The sequence below is a fragment of the Sphingopyxis sp. SCN 67-31 genome (genome assembly GCF_001725095.1).
Window position 1 is genome coordinate 17,810 of the sequence record NZ_MEFH01000065.1, and the last position, 24,252, is coordinate 42,061.

28 protein-coding genes, 2 tRNA genes and 1 pseudogene are annotated in these 24,252 nt (G+C 65.7%); 7 read left to right on the forward strand and 24 right to left on the reverse strand.

Translation table 11 applies throughout. From position 1 onward, the window contains the following. Nucleotides 1–34 precede the first annotated feature (34 nt). From rplA to secE, 5 genes are all read right to left on the reverse strand, one after another. Nucleotides 35–730, reverse strand: coding sequence for a 50S ribosomal protein L1 (gene rplA, locus ABS88_RS13420; RefSeq protein WP_067109326.1), 696 nt, complete (start codon nucleotides 728–730; stop codon nucleotides 35–37). Between the two features lie 4 nt (nucleotides 731–734). Beyond that, nucleotides 735–1,166: a 50S ribosomal protein L11 gene (gene rplK / locus ABS88_RS13425; protein ID WP_067109329.1), complete on the reverse strand. Its 432-nt coding sequence runs from the start codon at nucleotides 1,164–1,166 to the stop codon at nucleotides 735–737. Between the two features lie 160 nt (nucleotides 1,167–1,326). Then, complete coding sequence (locus tag ABS88_RS13430) at nucleotides 1,327–2,265, reverse strand: acyl-CoA thioesterase (RefSeq protein WP_104959780.1); 939 nt, start codon at nucleotides 2,263–2,265, stop codon at nucleotides 1,327–1,329. 84 nt (nucleotides 2,266–2,349) lie between these two features. After that, nucleotides 2,350–2,886, reverse strand: coding sequence for a transcription termination/antitermination protein NusG (nusG, locus tag ABS88_RS13435; RefSeq protein WP_067109332.1), 537 nt, complete (start codon nucleotides 2,884–2,886; stop codon nucleotides 2,350–2,352). A gap of 38 nt (nucleotides 2,887–2,924) precedes the next feature. After that, nucleotides 2,925–3,122, reverse strand: a complete 198-nt coding sequence (gene secE, locus ABS88_RS13440; protein WP_067109334.1) for a preprotein translocase subunit SecE — start codon at nucleotides 3,120–3,122, stop codon at nucleotides 2,925–2,927. Nucleotides 3,123–3,491: 369 nt separating this feature from the next. Here secE and ABS88_RS13445 point away from each other — a divergent pair, with 369 nt between their 5' ends. Continuing rightward, a complete protein-coding gene (locus ABS88_RS13445; RefSeq protein WP_076076277.1) occupies nucleotides 3,492–4,112 on the forward strand; it encodes a PilZ domain-containing protein in 621 nt (206 codons plus the stop codon). Nucleotides 4,113–4,176: 64 nt separating this feature from the next. Here ABS88_RS13445 and ABS88_RS13450 read toward each other — a convergent pair whose 3' ends face one another. Then, nucleotides 4,177–4,497: a DMT family transporter gene (locus ABS88_RS13450; RefSeq protein WP_067109341.1), complete on the reverse strand. Its 321-nt coding sequence runs from the start codon at nucleotides 4,495–4,497 to the stop codon at nucleotides 4,177–4,179. An 86-nt stretch (nucleotides 4,498–4,583) separates the two neighbouring features. Next, nucleotides 4,584–4,659, reverse strand: a tRNA-Trp gene (locus ABS88_RS13455). Nucleotides 4,660–4,945: 286 nt separating this feature from the next. Here ABS88_RS13455 and ABS88_RS13460 point away from each other — a divergent pair. Both ABS88_RS13460 and ABS88_RS13465 read left to right on the forward strand, forming a co-directional pair. Further along, nucleotides 4,946–5,878 (forward strand): DMT family transporter, encoded by a 933-nt coding sequence (locus ABS88_RS13460; RefSeq protein ID WP_076076280.1) that lies wholly within the window; start codon nucleotides 4,946–4,948, stop codon nucleotides 5,876–5,878. After that, nucleotides 5,875–6,492 carry a glutathione S-transferase family protein gene (locus ABS88_RS13465; RefSeq protein WP_067109348.1) on the forward strand — a complete coding sequence of 206 codons (618 nt, stop codon included), beginning with the start codon at nucleotides 5,875–5,877 and terminating at the stop codon, nucleotides 6,490–6,492. The genes ABS88_RS13460 and ABS88_RS13465 overlap by 4 nt, the downstream gene beginning before the upstream one ends. A gap of 289 nt (nucleotides 6,493–6,781) precedes the next feature. Here ABS88_RS13465 and ABS88_RS13470 read toward each other — a convergent pair whose 3' ends face one another. Beyond that, complete coding sequence (locus ABS88_RS13470) at nucleotides 6,782–7,654, reverse strand: sigma-70 family RNA polymerase sigma factor (RefSeq protein ID WP_067105384.1); 873 nt, start codon at nucleotides 7,652–7,654, stop codon at nucleotides 6,782–6,784. Then, nucleotides 7,654–8,112 (reverse strand): carboxymuconolactone decarboxylase family protein, encoded by a 459-nt coding sequence (locus ABS88_RS13475; protein ID WP_076076282.1) that lies wholly within the window; start codon nucleotides 8,110–8,112, stop codon nucleotides 7,654–7,656. Before ABS88_RS13475 ends, ABS88_RS13470 begins: the two co-directional genes overlap by 1 nt. Before the next feature lie 267 nt (nucleotides 8,113–8,379). Here ABS88_RS13475 and ABS88_RS13480 point away from each other — a divergent pair, with 267 nt between their 5' ends. After that, the gene (locus ABS88_RS13480; protein WP_067105386.1) at nucleotides 8,380–8,757 is read left to right on the forward strand and encodes a DoxX family protein; all 378 of its coding nucleotides are present in this window, start codon (nucleotides 8,380–8,382) and stop codon (nucleotides 8,755–8,757) included. A gap of 75 nt (nucleotides 8,758–8,832) precedes the next feature. Here ABS88_RS13480 and ABS88_RS13485 read toward each other — a convergent pair whose 3' ends face one another. The 12 genes from ABS88_RS13485 to ABS88_RS13535 all read right to left on the reverse strand — a co-directional run bounded on the left by ABS88_RS13485 (nucleotide 8,833) and on the right by ABS88_RS13535 (nucleotide 19,254). After that, a complete protein-coding gene (locus ABS88_RS13485) occupies nucleotides 8,833–9,807 on the reverse strand; it encodes a DUF6607 family protein (protein ID WP_076076285.1) in 975 nt (324 codons plus the stop codon). A 26-nt stretch (nucleotides 9,808–9,833) separates the two neighbouring features. Beyond that, complete coding sequence (locus tag ABS88_RS25045) at nucleotides 9,834–11,015, reverse strand: TonB-dependent receptor domain-containing protein (RefSeq protein ID WP_502686151.1); 1,182 nt, start codon at nucleotides 11,013–11,015, stop codon at nucleotides 9,834–9,836. Nucleotides 11,016–11,099: 84 nt separating this feature from the next. Then, nucleotides 11,100–12,104, reverse strand: a complete 1,005-nt coding sequence (locus ABS88_RS25050; protein WP_353745083.1) for a TonB-dependent receptor plug domain-containing protein — start codon at nucleotides 12,102–12,104, stop codon at nucleotides 11,100–11,102. Nucleotides 12,105–12,581: 477 nt separating this feature from the next. Continuing rightward, nucleotides 12,582–13,589, reverse strand: a complete 1,008-nt coding sequence (locus ABS88_RS13495) for a PhoH family protein (RefSeq protein WP_067105388.1) — start codon at nucleotides 13,587–13,589, stop codon at nucleotides 12,582–12,584. Nucleotides 13,590–13,721: 132 nt separating this feature from the next. Beyond that, a complete protein-coding gene (gene miaB / locus ABS88_RS13500) occupies nucleotides 13,722–15,086 on the reverse strand; it encodes a tRNA (N6-isopentenyl adenosine(37)-C2)-methylthiotransferase MiaB (protein ID WP_286749986.1) in 1,365 nt (454 codons plus the stop codon). Between the two features lie 7 nt (nucleotides 15,087–15,093). Continuing rightward, nucleotides 15,094–15,888 carry a lysophospholipid acyltransferase family protein gene (locus tag ABS88_RS13505; RefSeq protein WP_076076294.1) on the reverse strand — a complete coding sequence of 265 codons (795 nt, stop codon included), beginning with the start codon at nucleotides 15,886–15,888 and terminating at the stop codon, nucleotides 15,094–15,096. After that, on the reverse strand, nucleotides 15,857–16,282 hold the full coding sequence (locus tag ABS88_RS13510) for a Fur family transcriptional regulator (protein ID WP_067105391.1): 426 nt from the start codon (nucleotides 16,280–16,282) through the stop codon (nucleotides 15,857–15,859). Before ABS88_RS13510 ends, ABS88_RS13505 begins: the two co-directional genes overlap by 32 nt. Before the next feature lie 126 nt (nucleotides 16,283–16,408). Next, nucleotides 16,409–16,840, reverse strand: a complete 432-nt coding sequence (locus tag ABS88_RS13515; protein ID WP_067105392.1) for a Ros/MucR family transcriptional regulator — start codon at nucleotides 16,838–16,840, stop codon at nucleotides 16,409–16,411. Between the two features lie 110 nt (nucleotides 16,841–16,950). Further along, complete coding sequence (locus tag ABS88_RS13520) at nucleotides 16,951–17,427, reverse strand: GNAT family N-acetyltransferase (RefSeq protein WP_076076297.1); 477 nt, start codon at nucleotides 17,425–17,427, stop codon at nucleotides 16,951–16,953. Then, nucleotides 17,424–18,041, reverse strand: coding sequence for a tRNA (adenosine(37)-N6)-threonylcarbamoyltransferase complex dimerization subunit type 1 TsaB (gene tsaB / locus ABS88_RS13525; protein ID WP_076076300.1), 618 nt, complete (start codon nucleotides 18,039–18,041; stop codon nucleotides 17,424–17,426). The genes ABS88_RS13520 and tsaB overlap by 4 nt, the downstream gene beginning before the upstream one ends. Before the next feature lie 15 nt (nucleotides 18,042–18,056). Then, complete coding sequence (locus ABS88_RS13530; protein WP_076076303.1) at nucleotides 18,057–18,650, reverse strand: malonic semialdehyde reductase; 594 nt, start codon at nucleotides 18,648–18,650, stop codon at nucleotides 18,057–18,059. A 22-nt stretch (nucleotides 18,651–18,672) separates the two neighbouring features. Beyond that, nucleotides 18,673–19,254 carry a NifU family protein gene (locus tag ABS88_RS13535; RefSeq protein WP_067105461.1) on the reverse strand — a complete coding sequence of 194 codons (582 nt, stop codon included), beginning with the start codon at nucleotides 19,252–19,254 and terminating at the stop codon, nucleotides 18,673–18,675. A gap of 61 nt (nucleotides 19,255–19,315) precedes the next feature. Between ABS88_RS13535 and ABS88_RS13540 the strand changes: the two genes are divergently transcribed. Continuing rightward, nucleotides 19,316–20,188, forward strand: coding sequence for a hypothetical protein (locus tag ABS88_RS13540; protein ID WP_286749987.1), 873 nt, complete (start codon nucleotides 19,316–19,318; stop codon nucleotides 20,186–20,188). A 22-nt stretch (nucleotides 20,189–20,210) separates the two neighbouring features. Then, nucleotides 20,211–20,286: transfer RNA gene (locus tag ABS88_RS13545), tRNA-Thr, on the forward strand. 801 nt (nucleotides 20,287–21,087) lie between these two features. On the opposite strand, the gene ABS88_RS13550 is transcribed toward ABS88_RS13545, so the two are convergent. From ABS88_RS13550 to ABS88_RS13560, 3 genes are read right to left on the reverse strand one after another with little or no spacing between them, the layout of a single operon-like run. Beyond that, nucleotides 21,088–22,716, reverse strand: coding sequence for a recombinase family protein (locus ABS88_RS13550; protein ID WP_286749988.1), 1,629 nt, complete (start codon nucleotides 22,714–22,716; stop codon nucleotides 21,088–21,090). After that, nucleotides 22,709–23,179 (reverse strand): DUF2924 domain-containing protein, encoded by a 471-nt coding sequence (locus ABS88_RS13555; RefSeq protein ID WP_286749989.1) that lies wholly within the window; start codon nucleotides 23,177–23,179, stop codon nucleotides 22,709–22,711. Before ABS88_RS13555 ends, ABS88_RS13550 begins: the two co-directional genes overlap by 8 nt. 2 nt (nucleotides 23,180–23,181) lie before the next feature. Next, complete coding sequence (locus ABS88_RS13560) at nucleotides 23,182–23,457, reverse strand: DUF3489 domain-containing protein (protein ID WP_286749990.1); 276 nt, start codon at nucleotides 23,455–23,457, stop codon at nucleotides 23,182–23,184. Nucleotides 23,458–24,083: 626 nt separating this feature from the next. On the opposite strand from ABS88_RS13560, the pseudogene ABS88_RS13565 reads away from it, so the two are divergent. Then, nucleotides 24,084–24,248, forward strand: a pseudogene (locus tag ABS88_RS13565) (transposase zinc-binding domain-containing protein); the annotation flags it as partial. Between the last annotated feature and the right edge of the window lie 4 nt (nucleotides 24,249–24,252).

The window sequence follows — 24,252 nt, forward strand, 5'->3', positions numbered from 1 at the left end:
CCCCCGGCCCTTCCCCAAATCTTGGTGGTGCGGATCAGGCGCCGATTTCGGCGACGTCGATCTTCACGCCCGGACCCATCGACGACGACAGCGCGATCTTACGGACATATTTGCCCTTCGCGCCGGCCGGCTTCGCCTTGACGATCGCATCGACGAAGGCGTCGAAGTTCTGGCGCAGCTTGTCCTCGCCGAACGACAGCTTGCCGAGGCCGGCGTGGATGATCCCCGCCTTTTCGACGCGGAACTCGATCTGACCGCCCTTGGCCGCCTTCACGGCTTCGGCGACGTTCGGGGTGACGGTGCCCAGCTTCGGATTCGGCATCAGGCCCTTCGGACCCAGCGTCTTGCCGAGACGGCCGACGATGCCCATCATGTCCGGCGTCGCGATGACGCGGCCATAGTCGAGGTTACCCGCGAGCATGTCTTCCATCAGGTCCTCTGCCCCGACCTTGTCGGCGCCGGCGGCGAGCGCCTTTTCGGCATTGTCGCCGCGCGCGAAGACCGCGACCTTGACGTCCTTGCCGGTACCGGCGGGCAGCGTGACGACGCCGCGCACCATCTGGTCGGCGTGACGCGGGTCGACGCCCAGGTTCATCGCGATCTCGAGCGTTTCGTCGAACTTCGCCGAGGCGAGCTCGCGCACCGTCTTCAGCGCGTCATCGACGCTGTGCAGCTTCGTCGCGTCGACCTTGCCCTCGAGCGCCTTCTGCTTCTTGGTCAGCTTTGCCATCGGTTCAGCCCTCCGTCACTTCGAGGCCCATCGAGCGGGCGCTGCCTTCGATGATCTTCGTCGCCTGTTCAATGTCGTTGGCGTTCAGATCCTTCATCTTCAGCTCGGCGATCTCGGCGAGCTTCGAGCGGGCGATCTTGCCGGCGACGAGCTTGCCGGGTTCCTTCGAGCCCGACTTGAGGTTCGCGGCCTTCTTGATGAGGTAGGTCGCCGGGGGCGTCTTGGTGACGAAGGTGAAGCTCTTGTCGGCGAAGACGGTGATGATCGTCGGGGTCGGCTGACCCTTTTCGAGCCCGTCGGTCGCGGCGTTGAACGCCTTGCAGAACTCCATGATGTTGACGCCGCGCTGACCCAGCGCCGGCCCGAGCGGCGGCGAGGGGTTCGCGGTCCCCGCCGGAACCTGCAGCTTGATATAGCCGCTGATCTTCTTGGCCATGATGGCCTCCTTTCTTTCTGTCGGCGCGCCGCGGACGGCGAACCTCAAAATAAGCGGTCGAACGGAAGGGCATCACCCCTCCTCCCGCGCGGATTCGCGCCCGTATCTGACACGAAGCGGCGCGCTTAGGCGCAAATGCCGCCGAAAACAAGCCCGATCGTCACCCCTGCGGGCGGTAGCGAACCAGTCCTTCCTGCGCCGCGTGCGCGATCAGCGTGCCGTCCTGACGATAGATCGCCCCGCGGCACAGCCCACGGTCACCGCCCGTCCACGGACTGTCCATCACGAAGACGAACCATTCGTCGACCCGGATGTCGCCGTGGAACCACATCGCGTGGTCGAGGCTGGTCGACACCATCCCCGGCGTCCAGAAGCTCACGCCGTGCGGCAGCATCGCGGTGGACAACAGCCCCATGTCGGAGGCGAAAGCGAGGAAGCCGCGATGGACGAGCGGATCGTCACCGATCGGCGCGGCAACGCGAAACCACTGATAATGCTGCGTCGCCTGCGCCGAGGCAGGCGGACGATAGCTGCGGATCTCGAACGGCCGGCGCCGCGACATGTGGGCGAGGTGGCGTTCCGAGATGTCGGGATCGGCGGCGACGAAATCGGTGAAGTCCCAGCACTGCTCGGGCGGCAGCAGATCGGGCATCGGCACCTGGTGCGCCAGCCCCTCGGCGGGGAACTGGAAGGAGGCGGTCAGGTTGAAGATGACCCTGCCGTCCTGCCGCACGACGACGCGGCGGTTCGAGAAGCTGCGCCCGTCGAAATCGCGGTGGATGCGGAAATGCAGCGGCTTCGTCTCATCGCCGCCGCGCAGGAAATAGGCGTGGAGCGAATGGATCTGCTTGCCCGTTTCGACCGTGCGCGCCGCCGCGACCATCGCCTGCGCGATCACCTGCCCGCCGAAGATGCGGTCGCGCGCGGTGGTGGGCAGTGCCGGAAAGGTGAACTCGTCCTCGACCCCAGGAACGGGATCGAGGTCGAACAGGCGCATGACGGCACCGACGACCGTCTCGGCCGAAACGCCGGCGTTGATCTCGCGCGCGCGGGCGATGCGCGCCTGAAGCTCGGAAGGAGAGAGGGATGTCACGGTCATGCCCCTTTTCGTCATCCCGGCGAAAGCCGGGATCGCTTGCGTTGCCGCAATCGCCAACGGCCCCGGCCTCGGCCGGGACGACGCTTACTTCATCCGTTCGACCTGCTCGAAATCGAGCTCGACCGGGGTCGCGCGGCCAAAGATCGACACGCTGACCTTGACCCGCGCCTTGTCGAAATCGAGCTCCTCGACGACGCCGTTGAAGCTCGCGAACGGGCCTTCGAGCACCTTGACCTGATCGCCGATCTCGTAATCGACGCGCACCTCGGTCTTGGGCCGCGCCGCGGCTTCTTCCTTGCTGTTCAGGATGCGCGCCGCCTCGGCCTCGCTGATCGGCTGCGGCTTGCCCGACGAGCCGAGGAAGCCGGTGACCTTCGGCGTGTTCTTGACGAGGTGATAGACGTCGTCGGTCATCGTCAGCTTGGCGAGCACATAGCCGGGAAAGAATTTGCGCTCGGCCTGCACCTTCTTGCCGCGTTTCACCTCGGTGACGGTCTCGACGGGCACCTCGACCGCCTCGACGAAATCGCCGAGCCCCATGCGCTCGGCTTCCGCGAGCACCGAATCGCGGACCTTGTTCTCAAAGCCCGAATAGGCGTGAATGATGTACCAGCGCGCCATGATGCGTGTCCTGTCCCCGAAATCCGAAAAAGCGCGGCTCAGCGCGCGAGCGACGTCAGCCAGCTAACGATGAACTGAAAAACTGAATCGATGCCCAGAAAGAAGAAGCACAGGATCACCGTCATGATCAGCACCATGATCGTCGTCCGCACCGTCTCGCTGCCGGTCGGCCACACGATCTTGCGGGCTTCGGCGCGCACCTGATTGAGGAATTCGGCCGGGCTGTTCTTGGCCATGTCGATCGTCCTGTCCTTCAAATTCCGTGGTCCGGGTCAGATGGGTTGCCGCCCGCTACGCGTCAAGCGCGCTTTCGGGCACCACTCCGCCCACCCTCCCCGACAGGTCGGCGAAAGGCGGATGGAAAACGGCGCATCTGTCCGAATGGGCGGCCTTTACCCGCGCGCCCCGTCCTTGGCAAGTGTGCCCGTGACCGCCGAAGATTACGGCCGGCCCGTCGGACAAAATACACAATCCCTAATAATATATTAATAAATATTTTTCAGGAACAATATATATCGACTGAACTGCCTTAATATTCTATGGTTTCTCCGTAAACGCATAGGTCCCCAAGCGCTCTTTCGGGTCGCCATGAAGAGGAAAAGCCTATGACCATGTCTCGCGCTCCCACGCCGCGGCCTGCGGATGCGAGTGCCCCCATCGAGGACCGCCGCGGCGGAAATCGTCATTGTACCGTGTTCCGCATCGCGAAGATCGCGCGCGAAGGCGACGCGGGCTTGTGGCGCGTGCGCAATATCTCCGACAGCGGCATGATGCTGGCGACCGGCGTCGCCGTGGAAACTGGCGAGCGGCTGGAAATCGCGCTATCCGAAGAGGTGGTGCTGACCGGCGAGGTCGTCTGGGCGCGCGAGGGGCGCTGCGGCGTCGCCTTCGACGCGCCCGTCAATGCGCTCGACATCCTGCGCCAGCTGGCCGCAGAGCGGCAGTCGGGCGAATATCGCCCGCCGCGCCTGCCCGTCCAGGGCCGCGCGCTCGCGGTGACCGACGATGGCGAGTTTCCGGTCGAGATCGAGAATCTGTCACAGAACGGCGCCGGCATCATCCACGACGGCCGGCTCGAAGCCGGCACCGAACTGACGCTGGCGCTGGGCGAGGACGTCCGCCGGCGCGGCATCGTCCGCTGGTCGCGCAAGAATCGCGCCGGCATCTGGTTCGCCTCGCCGCTCGGCGGCGCCGACCTCGAAAGCATCCGCCGCTTCGAATCCTGAAGCGCCTACCGCCTGGCCGGACCATAGGGGCCAGGCGCCTTCGCTTTCCACGTCACCAACGCCTTCAGACGGGGGACGCCAGCTTCATCAGCAGCAGGCCGCAGACGATCAGCACCGCGGCCGCAATCCGCATCGCGCTCATCGCCTCGCCGAGCACGACAACGCCAACCACGAACGCGCCGACGGCACCGATTCCCGTCCAGATCATATAGGCGGTTCCCAGCGGCAGCGCCTTCATCGACAACGACAGCAGGCCGAAACTGGCCGTCATCGCGACCAGCGTGACGAGCGACGGACCCAATCGGGTGAAACCGTCGGATTGCTTCATCGAAAAAGCCCAGACGATTTCGAGTATGCCGGCAATCGCAAGATAGACCCAGGCCATGGGGCAGCCTCCTTCAACAGGCTGCCGGGCCGTCCCGGACATGAAACCCGCACGGGGCGGGCGAGGACGTGGCCTCTTTGGCGGCCTGGCAGGGGCAGCAGGATTCGAACCCGCGACCCTCGGTTTTGGAGACCGATGCTCTACCAGCTGAGCTATACCCCTAGGCCGGACAGCGCCCTTAGCCGCAACGGGCAGGAGTGCGCAAGGGGATTGCGAGTGCAGGTTGCGCATCCCATTTGAAACGGCTGCCCCTCCCGCAGGTGGGCGGGCAATGAGGCTTACTGATTAGCCGCAGCGAGATGCGCAAAAGCGCAACGCCGCCGGCCCACCCCCGGCCCTTCCTGCCTGCGGGATGGGGAAAATGATAATCGCGTGCAATTGCCCGAGGGCGCGGCCATGCCGATGCATAGCTTGCAAAGCACCCCCGGGCTGATATGCGCGGACCCGCATGACCGCCGCCCACCCCTTCGACGTTCCGCAGCATTATCTCGGCGGCATCGCGCTCCGCCTTCTCGCCATGCTCAGCCTGTCGCTGATGTTCGTGCTGGTGAAGCTGATCGACGCGGCGGGCATCCATATCGTCGAAAGCCTGTTCTGGCGGCAGGCGATCGTCCTGCCGATGCTCGTCGCCTGGGCGATGACGCACGGCGGGCTGTCGCTCTATCGCACCAGCCGGCTGGGCACCCACGCCCGCCGCGCGATGATGGGGCTGACGGGGATGGCGCTCAATTTCGGGGGCATGATCTTCCTGCCGATGGCGGAGGCGACGACGATCAACCTGTCGGTGCCGATCTTCGCGGTGATCTTTGCCGCGATCTTCCTGGGCGAACGCACCGGCTGGCAGCGGGGAAGCGCGGTGATCATCGGCTTCCTCGGCGTCCTCGTCGTGCTCAACCCGACCACCGTCGTGTCGAGCGGCTTTGCCGGCGAGCATGGCATGGGCACGCTGATCGCGCTGGCGGGCGCGATCATGACCGCGCTCATCACGATCCAGGTCCGCGACCTAGCGCGCACCGAAAGCCCGATGGCGATCGTCTTCTGGTTCAGCCTGATCTCGCTGGTGCCGCTGGGGCTCGCCCTGCCCTTCGTGATGACCGCGCACAGCCCCGCCGAATGGGCGCTGCTCGCGGGGCTCGGCGTGCTCGGCGCGGTGGTGCAGATGGCGCTGACCGGCGCGTTGCGGCTCGCCCCCGTCGCGGTGGTGATGCCGATGGATTATTCGAGCCTGCTCTGGTCGATCGCCTGCGGCTGGTATTTCTTCGGTACGCTGCCCGCCGACACGACCTGGGTCGGCGCACCGCTGATCATCGCGAGCGGCCTGTTCATCGCCTGGCGCGAGCATCGCCTCCATATCGAGCGGCAGAAGGATATCACCGCATGACGCGACCGATCCTCTATCACTGCGCCGACGCGCGGTCACTGCGCTGCCTGTGGGCGGCCGAGGAAGCGGGGATGGCCATCGATCTTCGCCTGCTGCCCTTCCCGCCGCGCGCCTTCGCGCCCGACTATCGCGCGGTGAACCCGCTGATGACGGTGCCGGGCTGGGTCGAGGACGGGCGGCTGATGACCGAATCGGCCGCGATCTGCGAGCGCATCGCCGAAGGCACGCCGCTGGAGGTGCGCCGCGAAGAGGGGGATTACTGGGCGTGGCGCAACTGGCTGCACCGCAGCGACGCGACGCTGACCTTTCCGCTTGCGATTATGATCCGCTACACGCGCGTCGAGCCGCCCGAGCGGCGGCTGGCGCAGGCAGTCGCCGACTACAAGGCCTTCTTCGGAGGGCGCGCGCGGAGCATCGAGGCGGCGCTGTCCGACGGCCGCGACTGGCTGGTCGCCGGACGTTTCACCATCGCCGACATCGCGATCGGCTATGCCGCCTTCCTCGCCACCACGCTGGGCGCCGACGACGTGCTGGGCGAAGCGACGACCGCCTGGCTCGCACGCTGCACGGCGCGCGACGGGTTCCGGCGCGCACGCGAACGCCAGAAGGGGTAAGCGCGTCCGTCGCGGGGGGCGATCGGGCGTCATCCTGCGCTTATCCAATTCGTCATTGCGAGCGGAGCGAAGCAATCCAGAGCGGTTTGCGCACACTCTGGATTGCCGCGTCGCTTCGCTCCTCGCGGGTGACGATTTCAACTCATGTTATCATGCTCTAAATCTGAACCGTTTGCCCTGAGCTTGTCGAAGGGCCGTTCTTTCTTTCCATCCATGCAGAGAAGGACGGTGCTTCGACAAGCTCAGCACGAACGGATGAAAGAGCGGTTCAGATTTAACGCCCGCTGCCCTAATGCATATGCTTCAGCTTGTCGGGGTTGCGCATCACATAGATGGCAACGACCTTCCCCGCCTCGACCTCCAGCGCCGTGGTCTGATATTCGCCGTCGGCTTCGCGGGTGACGAAGCCGGGCAATCCGTTGATCGTCCCGACATGGACCAGCGTCGAGGCATGTTTGGCGAACAGCACGGCGAGGCTGCGATGCACCCGCATCACATGCGCGAAGCCGAGCACCGGCACCATCGCCGCGGGACGCTTGCCGCCGCCGTCGGACCACAGCCCGACATCCGCCGCAAGCAGCGTGCCCAACGCCTCCATGTCGCCGCCGCGCGACGCGGCGAAGAAGGCGTTGGCGATCGCGAGCCCCTGCTCGCTTTCGAGCCTGTAGCGCGGGCGCGCCTCGCGGACGTGCCTGCGCGCCCGCGCGGCGAGCTGGCGCGTCGCGGCGGCGTCGCGGCCGATCGTCGCCGCGACCTCGTCGAAGCCGACGCCAAAGACGTCGTGCAGCAGGAAGGCCGCGCGTTCGAGGGGGGAGAGCCGTTCGAGCGCGAGCATCAGCGGCAGCGTGACATCGTCGTCGGCCGCTTCCTCGACGAGCGGATCGGGCAGCCACGGTCCGATATAGGTCTCGCGCTGGCGCCGCGCCGACTTAAGCTGGTCGAGGCACAGCCGCGTCACGGTGCGGCGCAGCCACGCCGCCGGCGCCTCGACCGCCGCGCGGTCGGTGCCGAGCCAGCGGAGGAAGGCATCCTGCACCACATCCTCGGCATCGGCGACCGAACCGAGCATGCGATAGGCGACGCGGGTCAGCAGCGGCCGCAGCGGGTCGAAACTTGCTGCCGCATCCGCCGCCGCCACACCGGAGATGCCCGCGTCCGGCATCAGGCGGCCTTTACGGCCTTGCCGCCTTCGTACCACAGGCCGAAACCGACGACGAGGCGGTTCCAGCCGTTGATGACGTTGATCATCAGGGTCAGCTTCACCTGTTCCTCGGGCGTGAAATGCGCCTCCAGCGCCTCCCGCGCGGGTTCGTGCGCATGGTCCTGCGACAGGCGGGTCAGGGCATCGGTCCACGCGAGCGCGGCGCGTTCACGGTCGGTGTAGACCGGCGCCTCCCGCCATGCCGCGAGCAGATAGAGGCGCTGCTCGCTTTCGCCCTTCTCGCGCGCTTCCGCCGTATGCATGTTGATGCAGCTCGCGCAGCCATTGACGATCGACGAGCGGATCTTCACCAGTTCGATCAGGCTCGGCTCGAGGCTGTCCTGCGTCGCAAGCGACAGGCTCATCCATTGCTTCATCAGGGCCGGGGCGGCGGCAAAGGGGTCGGTCACAGAGGTCATCGCATGTCTCCTTGGCTTGAACATACGAACATGACGAGCGACGCGCGGGCATTGTGACATGCCGGCGGAAAATAATCGCATTCGCACCGTCATGGTCCCCCTCCCGGTAAAGCCGCTCCCCGGCGAAAGCCCGGGTCCATGTTCGGTCGCGCTGCGCCACGTGGCCTGGCAAGCTCAAGGTCGTCTTCGAGGCTGCGCGCGCGGCGCTATGCAACGGGCCGCGCTTGACCTAACACATGCCATCGACAGCGAAGGAGGGATTTGGTCATGAAATTTCTCGATGGTTACGCCGAACAGGCCTATGCGCTGCTGCGCATCGTCGCGGGGCTGATGTTCCTCGCGCACGGGGTGCAGAAATTCTTCAATTTTCCGACGGCCTTCCCGATGCCACTCAACCCGATGCTGAGCGCGGCGGGAGCGATCGAACTGGTCGCGGGCGGGCTGATCGTCATCGGCCTGTTCACGCGCCCCGCCGCCTTCGTCGCCAGCGGCATGGCGGCGGTCGGATACTGGATGGTCCACGGCAGCAAGGATATCTTCCCGATCGTCAACGGCGGCGAGACGATCGCGCTCTATTGCTTCCTCTTCCTGTTCGTCGCGACCCGCGGCGCGGGCATCTGGAGCGTCGACGCGGCGCGCGGATAACCGAGCCGGCAAAGATCGGGGGCAGCCCTTGCGGGCCGCCCCCAGTTGCGGGCTTCACATGCGTGAAGGGAGAGATCAAAGCGTCTTCGTGTTGGTCTCGATCAGCTTCTTCGCCTCGGCGATCGCCTTGGCGGTGGTCAGCTTCCTTTCCTGAACCTCGTCGGCGATCTCGAGCAGGCGGCCGCTGACGACGGTGCCGGTATCGGCCTGTTCCTTGATGGCGATGCCGCCTTTCTCACGCGCGACCCGGTCCCATTCGGCGCGCACGGCGGCCCAGTAATCCCTGGTCGCGGCCCAATAATCGTCGGCCGCCTTCACATCGTAATCGTCATATTTGATATAGGTGTTGAGGACATATTCCTGGACGATCGGGACGAGCTTGCCGCCCTTGATCCCCATCTTCGTATTATCCTGCCAGTGGATCCAGCCATCAGGCGACAGTTGGTGGCGGTTGATCGAGTAATAGCGGTCATAGGCGGGATTGCGGACCGCGTCGCGGCGCGCGAGCGGGCGCCACGTCCAGTTGGAGCGCCAGCGGCGGATGCCGGCCTGCGTCTCCAACTGGCCCCAGCCGCCATAGCGCGGGCTGTCGTCGACCTGCCACACCGTCTGCGACCAGCGGCCGGTGCGCATCTTCTCGGGAACATCCTCCCATTGCCAGCGGTTGCAGTCGGCATAGACGAGCACCCGCGCCGGTTCATATTCCCAATCCTGCCGCCAATGCTTGATGACGAAGGTCTTGTCGTTGTCGTCGGTGATGACGAGCATGTGCTGGAGCACGATCCGGCGCCCCGTGTCCTCGATCACCCGGACGACCTCGTTGCCCCCCGACCGCTTCGGTTCCAGCACCTCGTAGGTGGGGTCCCAGCGCGTCGATTCCTGCATGTTGAAGCCGACGTGATAATTGCCCGCCATCGCCAGGATGTCGGCCCGGTCGCGCTCGAAATTCGCGGCGGCTTCCTCGGCCGCGATCGGCGGATGCGCCGAAGCGGCGACGGGCAGCACGGCGGCGAGGATCAGCGCGGCGGCGAACGGGCGAAATCGGGTCATGGTGCAGTCTTCTTCCGGTTTGACGATCAGAAACGATAGCTCAGCGACACGCTCGCGTTGCGGCCGGGCTGGGTATAGGCATCGGCGCTGGCGGGCGCGACGAAGGTCGGCGGCGTCCCCGGCGGCGATCCCGCCGGCGGCGGAACCGCGGTCATCGCCAGGCTGCGCACATCGCTCCACCAGCTGTATTTCCTGTCGAGGATGTTGAAGATGCCGCCGCGCAGCGTCAGCCCGTCGGTGATCCGCACGAAGGCGGTCGCGTCAAGGATGGTGAAATCGTCGGGGCGGAAACATTCGGTGGAACAGACACCCGCGGCGCGCGATGCTTCCTTGCGGGCGCTGTGCGTCATGATGATCTGGCCGCCGAAGCGCCCCTGCCCCGGCTCGCGCCAGCCGACGCCGGCGACGAGCTTGAGCGGATCGACGCTCGACAGCGGCGAGCGGGCGCCAGACGGGTCGATCACGTCGCCCTTGGCATAGGATAGGGCGAGCGTCGTATATAGGCCGGACGACGCCCGCCCCTCGAACCGCGCCTCGGCCCCCTTGACCCTGACGCGATCGAGATTGACGAACTGGAATATGGTCGGGTCGGCCGCGGTGCCGCTGCCCCCCACATCTTCCTGACTGATGAAATCCTTGTAGCGCGCCGAAAAGGCGGTGACGTCGAGGCTGACATGGTCGCTTGAGAAACGCACGCCGCCTTCGAAGCTCTCGCTGCGCTCGGGTCCCAGGTCGGGGTTCGGCGCCGAGGTGTAGCCGAAAGCCAGATTCTCGAAGAACTGGTTCACTTCGCCCGGCTCCGGTGCCTTGAAGCCGGTCGCATAGTTGGCGAACAGCCGCACCTCGTCGGTGATCTTCCACACCGCCCCGAACTTGGGCGACAGGCGCGATCCGTCCTGCCCGGCGCCGGTGAAGCCCGGAAGCAACGGGTCGTTGCGCGGCGACAGGTCGTACCAGTCGAAGCGCAACGCCGGATAGAGTATCAGCCGTCCGTCGGCGATCGAAATCTCGTCGCCGACGAACAGGCCCGCGCGCGTGAAGTCGGTGGTCGGAAAGGCACGGGTCGGAAAGACCTCGCCCATCGGCGGGACGGTCCCGTCGCGCACGCCGCGCTGACGCGTCTTGCTGATGTCGCCGCCGAACACCAGCCGGTGCGTGATCGCACCGGTGGCAAAGTCGGCGCGGGCGTCGGCCGATGCGCCGAACACGCGGTTTTCGAAGGTGTTCAGGCGTTCGCGGTCGACCGCCGGGGTGCGATCCTCGTCGGTGAACTGCCGATCCTCGCCGTCCTGCTAATAGAGGGCGACCCGCGCGAAATCGATCGCACCCTCGCCCTGCCAGCTCCAGTCGAGCGACACGCGCTTGCGCTGCCCCGTGTCGCGCGCCTCGAGCAGCTCGACCGTCGGGCTGAGCCCGGTCAGCCCCTCGGTGAACAGGCGCGTGTCGAGATATTCGCCGGTCAGCCGCAGCTTGTGGCCGTTCGCGGGATCATAGACGATGCGGCCGAGCAGCGCGTCGGAGCGGCCGTCCTGCGGATTGGGTTCGGTGCGCGCCGTGCCGGTGCCGCCGACCGTCCCCTTGTTGTCGAGTTCCTTGTAGTCGCGCCGCGTATAGGCCGCCATCGCCGACCAGTCGCCGCTACGCCCGGCGAGGATCAGCGTTTCGCTGAACTCCTCGTCGGCGCTGCTGTAGGCGGCGCGAGCGAGGCCGCCGACGCTCTTGCCACCATCCAGGAAATCGGCCGGATCGGCGGTGATGAAGCTGACCGCGCCGGCGAGGCCGTCGCTGCCGTAGAGCGCCGACGAGGGCCCGCGCAATATCTCGACCGACTTGACGAGGCCCAGGTCGACATAGTCGCCGCGCCCCGCCGCCTGCGCGCCGAAACTGAAGCCGTCGGGAACGCGGACGCCGTCGACCTGGATCAGGACGCGGTTGCCGCCGATGCCGCGGATGTTGAAGCTGTCGTTGCCCGAGCGCCCCGTAGCGCTGAGCGCCGCGTTGAACCGCGCGGGCTGGCGCTGGACGCTGACGCCGGGTTCGAAGCGGACGAGGTCGCGGATGTCGGTGACGAGTTCGTCGGCCATCTGCTCGTCGGTCTTGACGGTGACGGTGGCCGGAACATCCTCCGCCTTCGTCGCGATGCGCGTTGCAGTGACGACGATATGATTCTTGCGCGCGAGCCAATAGGCGCCGTCATTGTCCTGCGCGACCGCGGGCGCCGCCGTGACGGCGAGCGCGAGACCGAGCGCCGCGCCGGCGGCGAGACGGGCAGCGGATGACGGGCGGTGGCTGATCAATTCTCTTCCCCTGAATGATTGCGATTGATTCGCAATAGTGTTGCCCTAGAGGCGGCCGATCACAGGGTCAAGAATGATATTGAGAATCGTTTGCGTAATATTGTGGGGAGCAGGCGGAAAGACCCGCGGCCGTCTCCGCGGTTCGGGGCGATCTGAAAGGACTTTCCTAAAATATCGCGGCGTGCCAGCCTTCGCATGGCTCTTTCGCTTTTCGGATATGCGCGGCTTTCGTTGAAAGCCATGCGGCAGGCCGCGCCGCCATGCCGAGAAAGGGAGCAAGCTCGCCAAGGCAGCGAGGACGAATTCCGCAATCATTGAAAAGACGAATCGCCTTTGCGTGAAAATCCACGTGCTCCCGCGAAGGAGGGAGCCCAGAGCGGCGAAACGGCTGCGCCGGTGTCAGAATGCCCCCCCGCCTGCGCGGGGACACCCAGCCGCGAGCACCGGAAGACCGTCAGAGCGGAATGCTGATCGGCCCTAAGCCCCCGGTCCCTCATAGGCCTCGACGATCCGCCCGACGATCGGGTGGCGGACGACGTCGGCGGCGGTGAAGCGGCTGACGTTGATCCCCTCGATCCCTTCGAGCCGCGCGACCGCGTCGGCCAGCCCGGACGTCGCGGGTGCGGGCAGGTCGACCTGCTTGGGGTCGCCGCAAATCACCATGCGGCTGTTCATGCCGAAGCGCGTCAGGAACATCTTCATCTGCGGGATGGTGGTGTTCTGCGCCTCGTCGAGGATGATGAAGGCGTCGGCGAGCGTGCGGCCGCGCATGAAGGCGAGCGGCGCGATCTCGATCTCGCCGCTCGCGATCCGGCGCTCGACCTGCTCGGCGGGCAGGCAGTCGTGGAGCGCGTCGTAGAGCGGGCGCAGATAGGGATCGACCTTTTCCTTCATGTCGCCGGGCAGGAAGCCGAGCTTCTCGCCCGCCTCGACCGCGGGGCGCGACAGGATCAGGCGCTGGACGCTGCCGGTGATGAGCTGCGCGACCGCCTGCGCGACCGCGAGATAGGTCTTGCCGGTGCCCGCCGGACCAAGCGCGAAGATCACGTCGTCGCGCGCCAGCGCCTGCATATAGGGGACCTGCGACGGCGCGCGCGGGACGATCGTCTTCTTGCGCGTGCGGATCATCACCGCCGGCGCCTCCGCCGCTTCGTGGCGGATGATGCCGTCGAGCGTCGGCTGCGCGGTCATCGCGATCACCGCGTCGACCAGCCCGACGTCGATCTCCTCGCCACGCTCGATCCGGCCATAGAGTTCAGTGAGCACGTCGCGCGCCCGCGCCGCGGCCTCGGCCTCCCCCTCGATCTGCACCCGGTTGCCGCGCGCCGAGATATAGACGCCGAGCCGGTTCTCGATCGCGACGAGATTGCGGTCGAACTCGCCGAAGAGGATGCCCAACAATTGTGTCCGCTCGAACTCCGCCGTCAATCGGACGCGGTCGCCGGGTTCGGCGGGCGTTGCGGCGGTCAGCGGGCGTTTGGACACGTGGGCAGGACTCCTTGGTTTAATGCGACTTGTGTCCCCGCGAAGGCGGGGACCCGGCGAAGAAACGCGCAAGGCCGCTCTGGGTCCCCGCCTTCGCGGGGACCCATACAGAAAACGGCCACAGCGCCGCCACTAGGCGACGGCTTCCATCAAAGGTTCGGCCCCCAGGCTGTTGGGACCGGCGGACGTGATCCGCACCTCGACCATGTCGCCGATCGCGAGCCCCGGCGCGGTGACGTGCACCGACTGGAGCCAGGGCGACTTGCCGATGAGCTGGCCGTCATGCTTGCCGCGACGTTCGAGGAGCAGGCGCGTCGCCCGCCCCACCGTCCGCTCGTTGAACGCCTGCTGCTGTTCGTTGAGCAGCGCCTGAAGCCGCTGGAGCCGGTCGTTCATCACCCCCTCTTCGACCTGTCCGTCCATCGTCGCGGCGGGGGTGCCGGGACGGCGCGAATATTTGAAGCTGTAGGCCATCGCATATTGCGTGGAGCGGACGATGGCGAGTGTCGCCTCGAAATCCGCTTCGCTCTCGCCCGGAAAGCCGACGATGAAGTCGCCGGAGATCGCGATGTCGGGCCGCGCGGCGCGGACGCGCTCGATGACCCGCAAATAGGATTCGACGCTATGGCTGCGGTTCATCGCCGCGAGGATGCGATCGCTGCCCGCCTGCACCGGCAGGTGGAGAAAGGGCATCAGCTTGTCGACCTCGCCATGCGCGGCGATCAGCCCGTCGGTCATGTCGTTCGGATGGCTGGTCGTATAGCGGATGCGTTCGAGCCCGTCCTCCTTCGCCAGTTCGCGGATCAGCCCGTCGAGCCCGATCGCGCGCCCCCGCTCGTCCTCGCCGTCCCACGCGTTGACATTCTGGCCAAGCAGCGTGATCTCCCGCACCCCGCCCGCGACCAGCGCGCGCGCTTCGGCGATCAGGTCCGCGAAGGGCCGGCTCGTCTCGGCGCCGCGCGTGTAGGGCACGACGCAATAGGTGCAGAATTTGTCGCAACCCTCCTGCACGGTCAGGAAAGCGGTCGGGCGCTGGCCGCCGGCGCGCTTCGGCAGCGCGCCGAACTTGCTGTCGAGCGGCATGTCGAGGTCGATCGCCTTCTCGCCCCGTTGGGCGCGGGCGATCAGGTCGGGCAGGCGGTGATAGGCTTGCGGACCGACGACGACATCGACGCTCGGCGCGCGGCGCGCGGTCTCCGCCCCTTCGGCCTGCGCGACGCAGCCCGCGACCGCGATCGTCGGACGGCTGCCGTCCTCGCGCTTCAGCCGGCCGATGTCCGAATAAACCTTCTCGGCCGCCTTTTCGCGGATGTGGCAGGTGTTGAGGACGACGAGGTCGGCGTCGGCACCCTCGGCGGCGGCGGCATAGCCCCCGGCCTCCAGCATCTCGGCCATGCGTTCGCCGTCATAGACGTTCATCTGGCAACCGAAGGATTTGACGCGAAAGGTCTTGCCGGGACCCGGGACAGGCTTGCGGGCGGGAGAGTCGAATGTCATCGGCGCGCTATAGGCGATGCCGTGCCGTCGCGGAAGGGCGCGCCGTTTCCATGCACGCGACGATCGCGCTGCGCGCCGCCTCGGCCAGCAGCTTGCGGTCGCTCTCCATCTCGTCGGGCAGCGGATCGAGATAGTGGATGGTCAGCGCAACCTGGCGCCGCCGCGCGAGCATCCGCTTGAAATTGTCGAGCCCCGATTCGGGGTCCAGCCACGCGATGTCGGGCGCTTCCTCGCCATAATCGAGGAACACCGGCTGGACCTGAAGCCGCGGCGGCGTCGGGATGACGGCCTGGAGCAGCGAGGGACGGAAGGGCAGCAGGCCATCGCCCGGCCCCGTCGTCCCCTCGGGAAACAGCGTCACCGGCCTTCCCTGCGCCAATGCGCTGCGCAGCGCGTTCGTCTGGTTGTGGATCTCGCGCTTCGCCTCGCGCTGGATATAGACGGTGTGATTCTGGTCGGCGAGCCAGCCGACCAGCGGCGTCGTCTCCACCTCCGCCTTCGACACGAAGGCCGACCGCGCGGCGCCGCCCAGCGCCAATATGTCGAGCCAGCTCACATGGTTCGACACGAACAGCACGTCGCGGCGCAGGCGGGTGCCGGTGGTGCGGATGCGCAGCCCCGCGATCCAGCCCGCGGTGTTCAGGAAGGCCATGACCATCGGCGACGGCCGCCCCACCGCGCGATAGCAAAGATGCGGAACGATCAGGAACAGCAGCACTACCACCATCAGCGCCAGCCGGCAGACCGTGCGCCAGGTGACCGGAGCGCGATCAGTCGCGCTTGCGATCGATGGCGACGCCATAAAGCTCCATCCGGTGATCGACGAGGCGATAGCCGAGCCGCTCGGCGATCACCTTCTGCAACGCCTCCAGCTCGGGATCGACGAACTCGATGACCCGGCCGGTCTCGACATCGATCAGATGGTCGTGATGCGCCTCGGGCGCCGCCTCGTAGCGCGACCGGCCGTCGCCGAAATCGTGGCGGTCGAGAATCCCGGCCTCCTCGAACAGGCGGACGGTGCGATAGACGGTGGCGATCGAGATGCCGCTGTCGATCTTCGACGCGCGCTCGTACAGCGTTTCGACGTCGGGATGATCCTCCGAATCCGAAATCACGCGGGCGATGATCCGGCGCTGCTCGGTGATGCGCAGACCCTTTTCGTGGCACAGGGCCTCAAGATCGATCGTACCGGACATGGGAGCCTTTCCTGCAAGAAGCAGCCGTGCCTGTTCTTATGCCGACTGTATAGGGTCGCCCGGCCGATAGGACAAGGGCGGCGGCCTTGCGGTCGTCGCCCCCTTCCTTTCCGCCGGCGCTAAAATTCAGGCTTTCTTGCGCTTGCGACCGCCGCCGCGCCCCTTGGTGCCGAGGCCGATCTCCTTCGCGAGCGCGCGCCGCTTCTCGGCATAGCTGGGGGCGACCATCGGATAGTCGGCGGGCAGGCCCCACTTGGCGCGATAATCGTCGGGGGTCATGCCGTAATGCGTCATCAGGTGGCGGCGCAGCATCTTCAGCTTCCGGCCGTCCTCCAGGCAGACGATATGGTCGGGCTTCACCGACGCGCGGATCGACACCGCCGGGACCGGCTTTTCCTCGGGCTCCGGTTGGGTGCCGAGCCCCGACAACGCGGCGTGGACATTATTGATCAGCATCGCAAGGTCCGAAATCGCGACGCTGTTGTTGCTGACATGTGCCGCGACGATGTCGGCGGTCAGCGTCACGAGCATTTCATTGGTATCGGCCTGATCCGACATGAGCTTGTTCCTTATCGTATGAACCGGAGGCAGGAATGCCTCATAGTATATCTCTGCGTCCCGATGCCTATAGTGGCATCGGGATCGTTCCGTCGCAAGACGAATCGTATCTATTCTTCGGCTATGTCCGATCGCCGCATGGTAATCGCATCGCGGACCAATCCATCGCCGCCTCTATAATAGGCATTTCGCCTGCCACATTCAGAAAAGCCGGCGCGGGTGTAAAGATGAACAGCGTCATTGTCGGCACGCATTTCGAGGAAATAGTCGGACACGCCCTGATCCGACGCCCATTGCCGCCAGTCGTCGATCAGGCGTGCGCCGATTCCGCGCCCGCGCCGGTCGGGCACGACGGCGAGCAGCAGCAATTCGCTTTCGGGGCCCGCGACGCGCGCGGCATAGAAGCCGCAGGGCACCTCCCCGTCCCAGGCGAGCGCGACGCGCGCCGACGGCAGCGCGAACAGCGTGAGCATCTGCGCGCTGCTCCATGCTTCGCCATAGGCCGGATCGAACGCCGCCTCCATCACACGCATCACCGCGCCGATGTCGGCGATTTTAGCCGGCGCGAGGCGCAGACCCCCCATCATCGCGTCACCATCGGTTTCGCATCGGGGTCGCGGCCATAGATCGGGCTGGGATCGGCGAAAAAGGCGGCGGGGGGTAACGCGGCGGCATGGCGGGCGTCGGGCAGCATCGGCAGCGCCCGGCCCGACCCGCGCCGCGCGACAAAGGCTTCGGCGCGGTTACCGACCGCCAGCGCCGCATCGAACGTGGCCGCCTCGTCGGGCAGCAGCGAGCGCACCGGAGCGCGGGGCGTGAGATCGGCGCCGAAGGGCTGCACGAACCATTGGCCGTGCCCGCCTTCCATCACCACCAGCGCGCCGTCCGCCACCGCGACCGCTTCCGCCGCCCCTGCCGCGACCAGCGCCAATGTCGAAAAGCCCTGCACCGGGATGCGCCAGCCGAGCGCCAGCGCGCGCGCCGCGGCGACGCCGATGCGCACGCCCGCGAAGCTGCCCGGGCCGCAGCCGACCGCGATCGCGTCGGCGCGGCCGCCGTCCGTCAGTTCGGCGATCAGCGGCACCAGCCGTTCGGCATGGCCACGCCGGATGATTTCATGCCGGAAATCGACGACCCGCTCCCCGTCCAGCAGCGCCGCCGAGCAGGCTTCGCTCGCCGAATCGATGACCAGGCGCCGCATCGATGCCGCGCGCGGTCAGGCGATGCGATTGAAGCGGCCGAAATCGGGCCGCGGGCTGCGCTCGAAGATGCTCGCCGGATCGCCATAGCCCAGCGTCGCAATGAAATTGCTCTTCACGTTCGGCGTATCGGCAAAGAAGGCCGCGTCGACCCCCGCATTATCGAAGCCCGACATCGGGCCGGTATCGAGCCCGAGCGCGCGGGCCGCCATGATGAAATAGGCACCCTGCAGGCTTGCGTTGCGGAACGCCGTCGTCTGCGCCAGCGCCGCATTGCCGACGAACCAGCTCCGCGCGTCGGTGTGCGGGAACAGTTCGGGCAGATGCTCGTAGAATTCATGGTCCATCGCGATGATCGCGGTGACCGGCGCCTTCAATATCTTCTCGGCATTGGCCGGCATGGCGAGCGCCGCCAGCTTCTGCTTCGCCGCGTCCGACACGCACCAGACGATCCGCGCCGGCAGGCTGTTCGCGCTCGTCGGGCCATATTTCATCAGGTCCCAGATGGCGCGCAGCTGATCCTCCGACACCGGCCGGTCGAGATAAAAGTTATAGGTGCGCGCGGCACGAAAAAGCTGGTCGAGGGCGCTGTCGGCAAGCGGCTCGCTCATCGGGATACTCCTGTGGCTGGATTCAGATGGCGTGAACCGCCGTCACTTCGGGAACATAATGCTTTAGCAGCGTCTCGATCCCGTTCTTGAGCGTCGCGGTCGAAGACGGACAGCCCGAACAGGCACCCTGCATCTTCAGATAGACATTCCCCTTGTCGAACCCGCGATAGATGATGTCGCCGCCGTCGTTGGCGACCGCGGGGCGGACGCGGGTCTCGATCAACTCCCTGATCTGCGCGACGATGTCGGCATCGGCTGGGTCGTCGGCGAACCCGCCTTCCTCTTCCTCCGCCGGAACCGCGATGCCCGTGGCGCTCGGGGGATGGAACAGGGGCATGTCGGCCAGGAAATGATCGACCATGATGCCCAGCACGTCGGGCTTCACATCGCCCCATGCGGCACCGGGCGCGATCGTCACCGAAATGAAGTCGCGGCCGAAGAAGACACCGGTCACGTCGCCGAGCGCGAACAACGCGGTGGCGAGCGGCGACGCTTCGGCTTCCTCGGGACTGGCGAAGTCGCGGGTTCCCATGTCCATCACCGGCCGGCCGGGCAGGAATTTGAGCGTCGCGGGGTTGGGCGTCGATTCGGTTTCGATCAGCATGGCGTGCATGTGGGACGCCCGCGCGCTTTGTGCAAGGAATGAGATAATTCTATGAAGGCGCATGCGCCGCTTTTCCCATTTCGCCGCCATCGACTGGTCGGGCGCCCGCGGCGCGCGGCACAAGGGGATCGCGCTGGCGGTAGCGAGCGGCGCGGCGGCGCCGCGGCTGGTCCGTCCCGGTCATGTCTGGTCGCGGGGCGAAGTGCTCGCATGGCTCGAATCGCTGCTGGCCGCGGACGCGGACATGCTGATCGGTTTCGATTTCTCGGCCGCCTTCGCCTTCGCCGACCGCGACGCCTATTTTCCCGGCTGGCGCGACAGCCCGGACCGGATTCGCGACCTTTGGGCGCTCGTCGAGCGGCTGGCGGCGGGCGATCCACATCACGAAGCGGGCGGCTTCCTGGCTCACCCAGAGGCGCGGCGTCATTTCCGACACCCGGGGGGCGAGGTCGGCGATCTGTTCGAGCCCGGCGCCGGCCGGCTGCGCATCGTCGAGCATCACCAGCGCGCGACGCGCCAGGCGGCGAGCGTCAGCAACTTCAACCTCGTCGGCGCGGCACAGGTCGGCAAGGCGAGCCTCAGCGGCATGCGCCTGCTCCATCGTCTCGCCGGCCGCCTGCCGCTGTGGCCGGTCGATCCGGTGCCCGCGCACGGTCCGCTGCTCGTCGAAATCTATACCAGCCTCGCCGCGCGCGCGGCGGGCATCGCGCCGGGACGCAGCAAGATTCGCGACGGCACCACACTCGATGCCGCGCTCGCGGCGCTGGGGTCGCCGCCCGCGGGCTTCGTCGGCCCGATCAGCGACCATACGAGCGACGCGCTGCTCACCGCCGCCTGGCTGCGCGCGATCGCGCCGGACGCCGCCCCCTGGTCCCCCACCCCGCTGACCGATGCCGTCGCACGCACCGAAGGCTGGACCTTCGGCATCATTTGAAGCAAAGGGCGAAACGCCGCGTGCCGGCTTAGCTCAGTTGGTAGAGCAACCGCCTTGTAAGCGGTAGGTCGTCGGTTCGAGTCCGACAGCCGGCACCACGCAGTTTTCCCTTTATTATCAATAACTTAGCATCACAACCTTCGCCCGAAATTGTGGCCACCTTTCGGGGGCTTGCGGCGACTGTCGTCCCTATGCCGCTGCCAAGAGACGCTTTTAGGGCACTGAAATCACTCGAAATAGCCCCTTCGTCTCACCCCCCGAAATTTGCGGATCCCCGATGCAATGGAGCTATAATCGTCAGAGATACTCATCGAGTCTGAGACGGAATCGCTTTCGCGTAAACTCGCGCGGCAACTTCTAAAATAGAATCATGCCTTTCTGATCCGGATAGGTCGAGCACGGCGTATATAACCGATCACAGATCGAGGCGTCGCTCAGCCTGAACCTACGGGACGTCGAAGCTATCGCGGGGCTGGACAAAGGCTACCTCGATCAGCGGGCCGTTCCAATCCGGCTGAATTCCGCCCTTCATCTCGACCAAGAATAGCCGCCATCTAGCGAGTTGAAATTTGTTGGTCGTCAGTTCGAAGACCTGTATGAGCACCACGCAGTCTCTGATTTTTCTGCAGGACGCCGTTTCCGGACGGCTTCAACCGGATTGCGGCCCTTTTTCGCGGCTTTTCGGCAGATCTCATTTTACTCAAAGCGGCAAGAGACGCCCGCCGGATGCGGGAATCTGTCGCTCTGAGGCTTTCGTCTCAGAGCGCCGAATTCGTGGATCCCCGATGCATGGACGTATAAATGGGAAGGCGGCTTTCGGGGACGGGCGAGACATCTCGAACGGCGCACTTCGGGTGCGAGCCGGGCATATCGTCAGGCGGCTGGAAAAGCCTTTTCGATCAGCAGAAACCCAACAGTTTTCTTTGCGCATCCCATTCGAACGGAATCCCGTTCGTCCGAAGCAGCTTCCGGGCGTTCAGGTGCCCCGGATGCCGCCCCTCGACAATCGCCGCGGTGATGTCGGGCGCGAGCCAGCTCAAGTGCAACAGCCGGTACAGATGCCGCTTACTGAACCCGGATACCGTGGGCTCATCGTTCCCGCTCATCAGCATGCGCTGCGCCGCATAGGCATGCGCGATCAACTTCAGCAACGTCGGGTCCGCTTGGCCGACCGTGGTCGCAACCACTGGAATAATCGCCTTGTCGTGCCCGGGCTTACCGAGGCTATGCGGCACCTCGATTGTCGTCCGCGTCCCGGGCTCGGTCGCACCGACCTCGTCGATCGAGATCAATAGCGTGGTGCTCTCAACGACGATCTTGGCATGGATCGCTATCAGCGCCTCGCGTTTGTCGAGCGAGAGCGCCTCGGCAAGCACAGTCGCGAGCCTTTTGCGCTCCGCCTCCACCTCCCAGAGCCGTGATACGAAATGTCCCGCCGCGATCTGTTCCGACATTGGTGCGGCGAGATCTTGGGCAATCGCATCGCAGACGATACGTTCGATCTCGCCGGCTGCGACCGTGAGCCGACCCTTGCGAGATTCGCCGGGCACGATGACGCTCCTGTAATAGCGATAGCGCCGACCGGATTTCCCCGTGTGTGATGGCGATACTGGCCCGCCCTCCTCGTCGAACAGCATTCCGGCGAGCAGGCTCGGGTCCTTCCTCCCGGTGCCAAGCTTCTTCTTCCGCCGGTTCGCGGTGATGATAGCCTGCGCCCGATCCCAGAGTTCGACTGGCACGATCCCGTCGTGCTCGCCCTCGTAGATATTGTCCTTGTGCTTCAGCCTGCCCACGAGAATCGGGTTGTTGAGCATATGGCTGAGGGCGCCCTTGCCGAACGGGATGCCGCCGATCACCCGTCCCGTCCGAAACCTCCGTTCCTTCGTCCGGTATCCGTCATGCGCGAGTTCGTCAGCAAGGTCGGCGACCGACTGCAGCGCGCAATATCGCTCGAAGATATGCCGGACGATCTTCGCCTCGTCCTCTGCGACATGGAGCTTGCGGTCTGCGACCCGGTATCCGAGCGGCACGGTGCCGCCCATCCATATACCCTTCTTCTTCGACGCTGCGACCTTGTCGCGGATGCGCTCGGCGGTGACCTCGCGTTCGAACTGCGCGAACGACAGAAGGACGTTGAGCGTCAGTCTTCCCATCGAGTCTGTCGTGTTGAATGCCTGCGTCACGCTGACGAAGGTGACCTGGTGCTGATCGAACCGCTCGACGATCGTCGCGAAGTCGGCGAGGCTGCGGGTCAGGCGGTCGACCTTGTAGACGACGACCGTGTCGATCTTTGCGGCAGCGATATCGGCAAGCAACTGCTTCAGCGCCGGGCGGTCCATGTTGCCGCCCGACCAGCCACCATCGTCATAATGCTCGCCGATCGCCTCCCATCCTTCGTGAGTCTGGCTCAATATATAGGCGGCGCAGGCATCACGCTGGGCATCGAGGCTGTTGAACCCTTGTTCGAGTCCCTCCTCGGTGGACTTACGCGTATAGATAGCGCAGCGCCGCCGCTTCCGATCAAGCATGTGCTGCCATCCCGGGCTGTTCCGGCCGCCTCAGGCTTTCTAGGCGGCGCGAGCGAAGACCGAAAAAACGCGGCCCTGACCAATGTGCGCCGGTGATTGCCTCAGCAATCTGCGACAGGCTATCGAACTGGCGTCCGTCATATTCGAAGGCATCGTCACCGACGAGGACATGGTGAGCTCTACCGCCCCACTCGCGGACGAGCTGGGTGCCGGGCTTGAGCGACACCGCCGGTGCTGCCCCCTCCCCTTTCTCCAACCGGTCAATCGTGCGTTCAAGTTCGCGGCGGACCGAGGTCACAAGCCCGCCGTGGACACGCTGCTGGAGTTTCCAGGCGATGGCCCGGCGCATCAGGTCCGCGCCGATGTCGGGCGCCGGCTGGCGCCACACGTCGCGCCAGCGTTGGCGAAGAGCTGGCGGCGACATCGCCGCCAGCTCCACGATCTGTTGTTCGAGCTGGCTCATGGTCAGGAGGCCGATTCGCTCGCCGGAGCCTCAGGCACGGTCGTCGCCGAAGGCGTGGGAACCGCAGTATTCGTGATGCAGTAAGCGGCGGCGCCTTCGGTCCGGGCTTCGCGAACGATGACATACCCCTTCTTCCGCAGGCCCGTCATGAAGGCGCGGCAGCTGTGCGGCTGCCAGTTCATCGCGCTCGTAAGCTCGGGCATCGTTGCGCCCTTGGCGCGGGAGAGAAGTTTGACGACCTGCGACGATTTGCTGGTCTTGGTGGGATTGTTCGACATATCGGGCCTCTTGGTGACGCCGACACCATGCGGCGCTTCCACTGACCCGAGCCGCCGGTCGCTATGACTAGGCGGCGGCGGCCATCCGGCCGCGTGTTCGTTGCGACCACCAATGCTCGAACACATGCGAAAGTCCAGTCACAAAAGCCCTAACCAGTTGAAAAGATGCTGGTCGACTTCCCGCTGCGGGTATGGCTTCCGTGTCGTCGGAGGAACGTCGTGGACCAAGACAAGCGAGATCTCGTCAATCAGCTCTGCACGCAGACAGGGATGATCATGGAGGACTGCTCTACAGTCGCTCTCACGATAGTGGGCGCTAGCAACGAGGAAATCGGCGATCGGATAAGTCGACTGCAGAGTGATGCCGAGCGCCTCGGCATGCTAATCAAAGCCGCCCATTCTCTGGCCGTCTCGACTTAAATTCCATTTTTGGCCGAAGCACGAACCACTACGTGGATTGGCGCTAGCCTTGATGTACAGCGGCCAGGCGAGCGCCGTGCCTGATTGAACGTCCGCGGACAGAGGCGGACCCTTTCGACTCCTTAACCGAGGAGTCGAACGATGAACGAGCTTATTCAGATTGGCCCGATCAGCCCGCTGCGCCAGCGCCTGATCGACGATACGACCATCTGAGCCTGCACCAGCTCAAGAGCATGTCGGCGATCGAACATTGCCGCACCGCCGCGCTCGGCGGCCACATCGAAGCCTGCACCGACTGTGGGCACTGGCGGATCGCCTATAACAGCTGCCGCAACCGGCATTGCCCCAGGTGCCAAGGCGCCGCCGCACGGAACT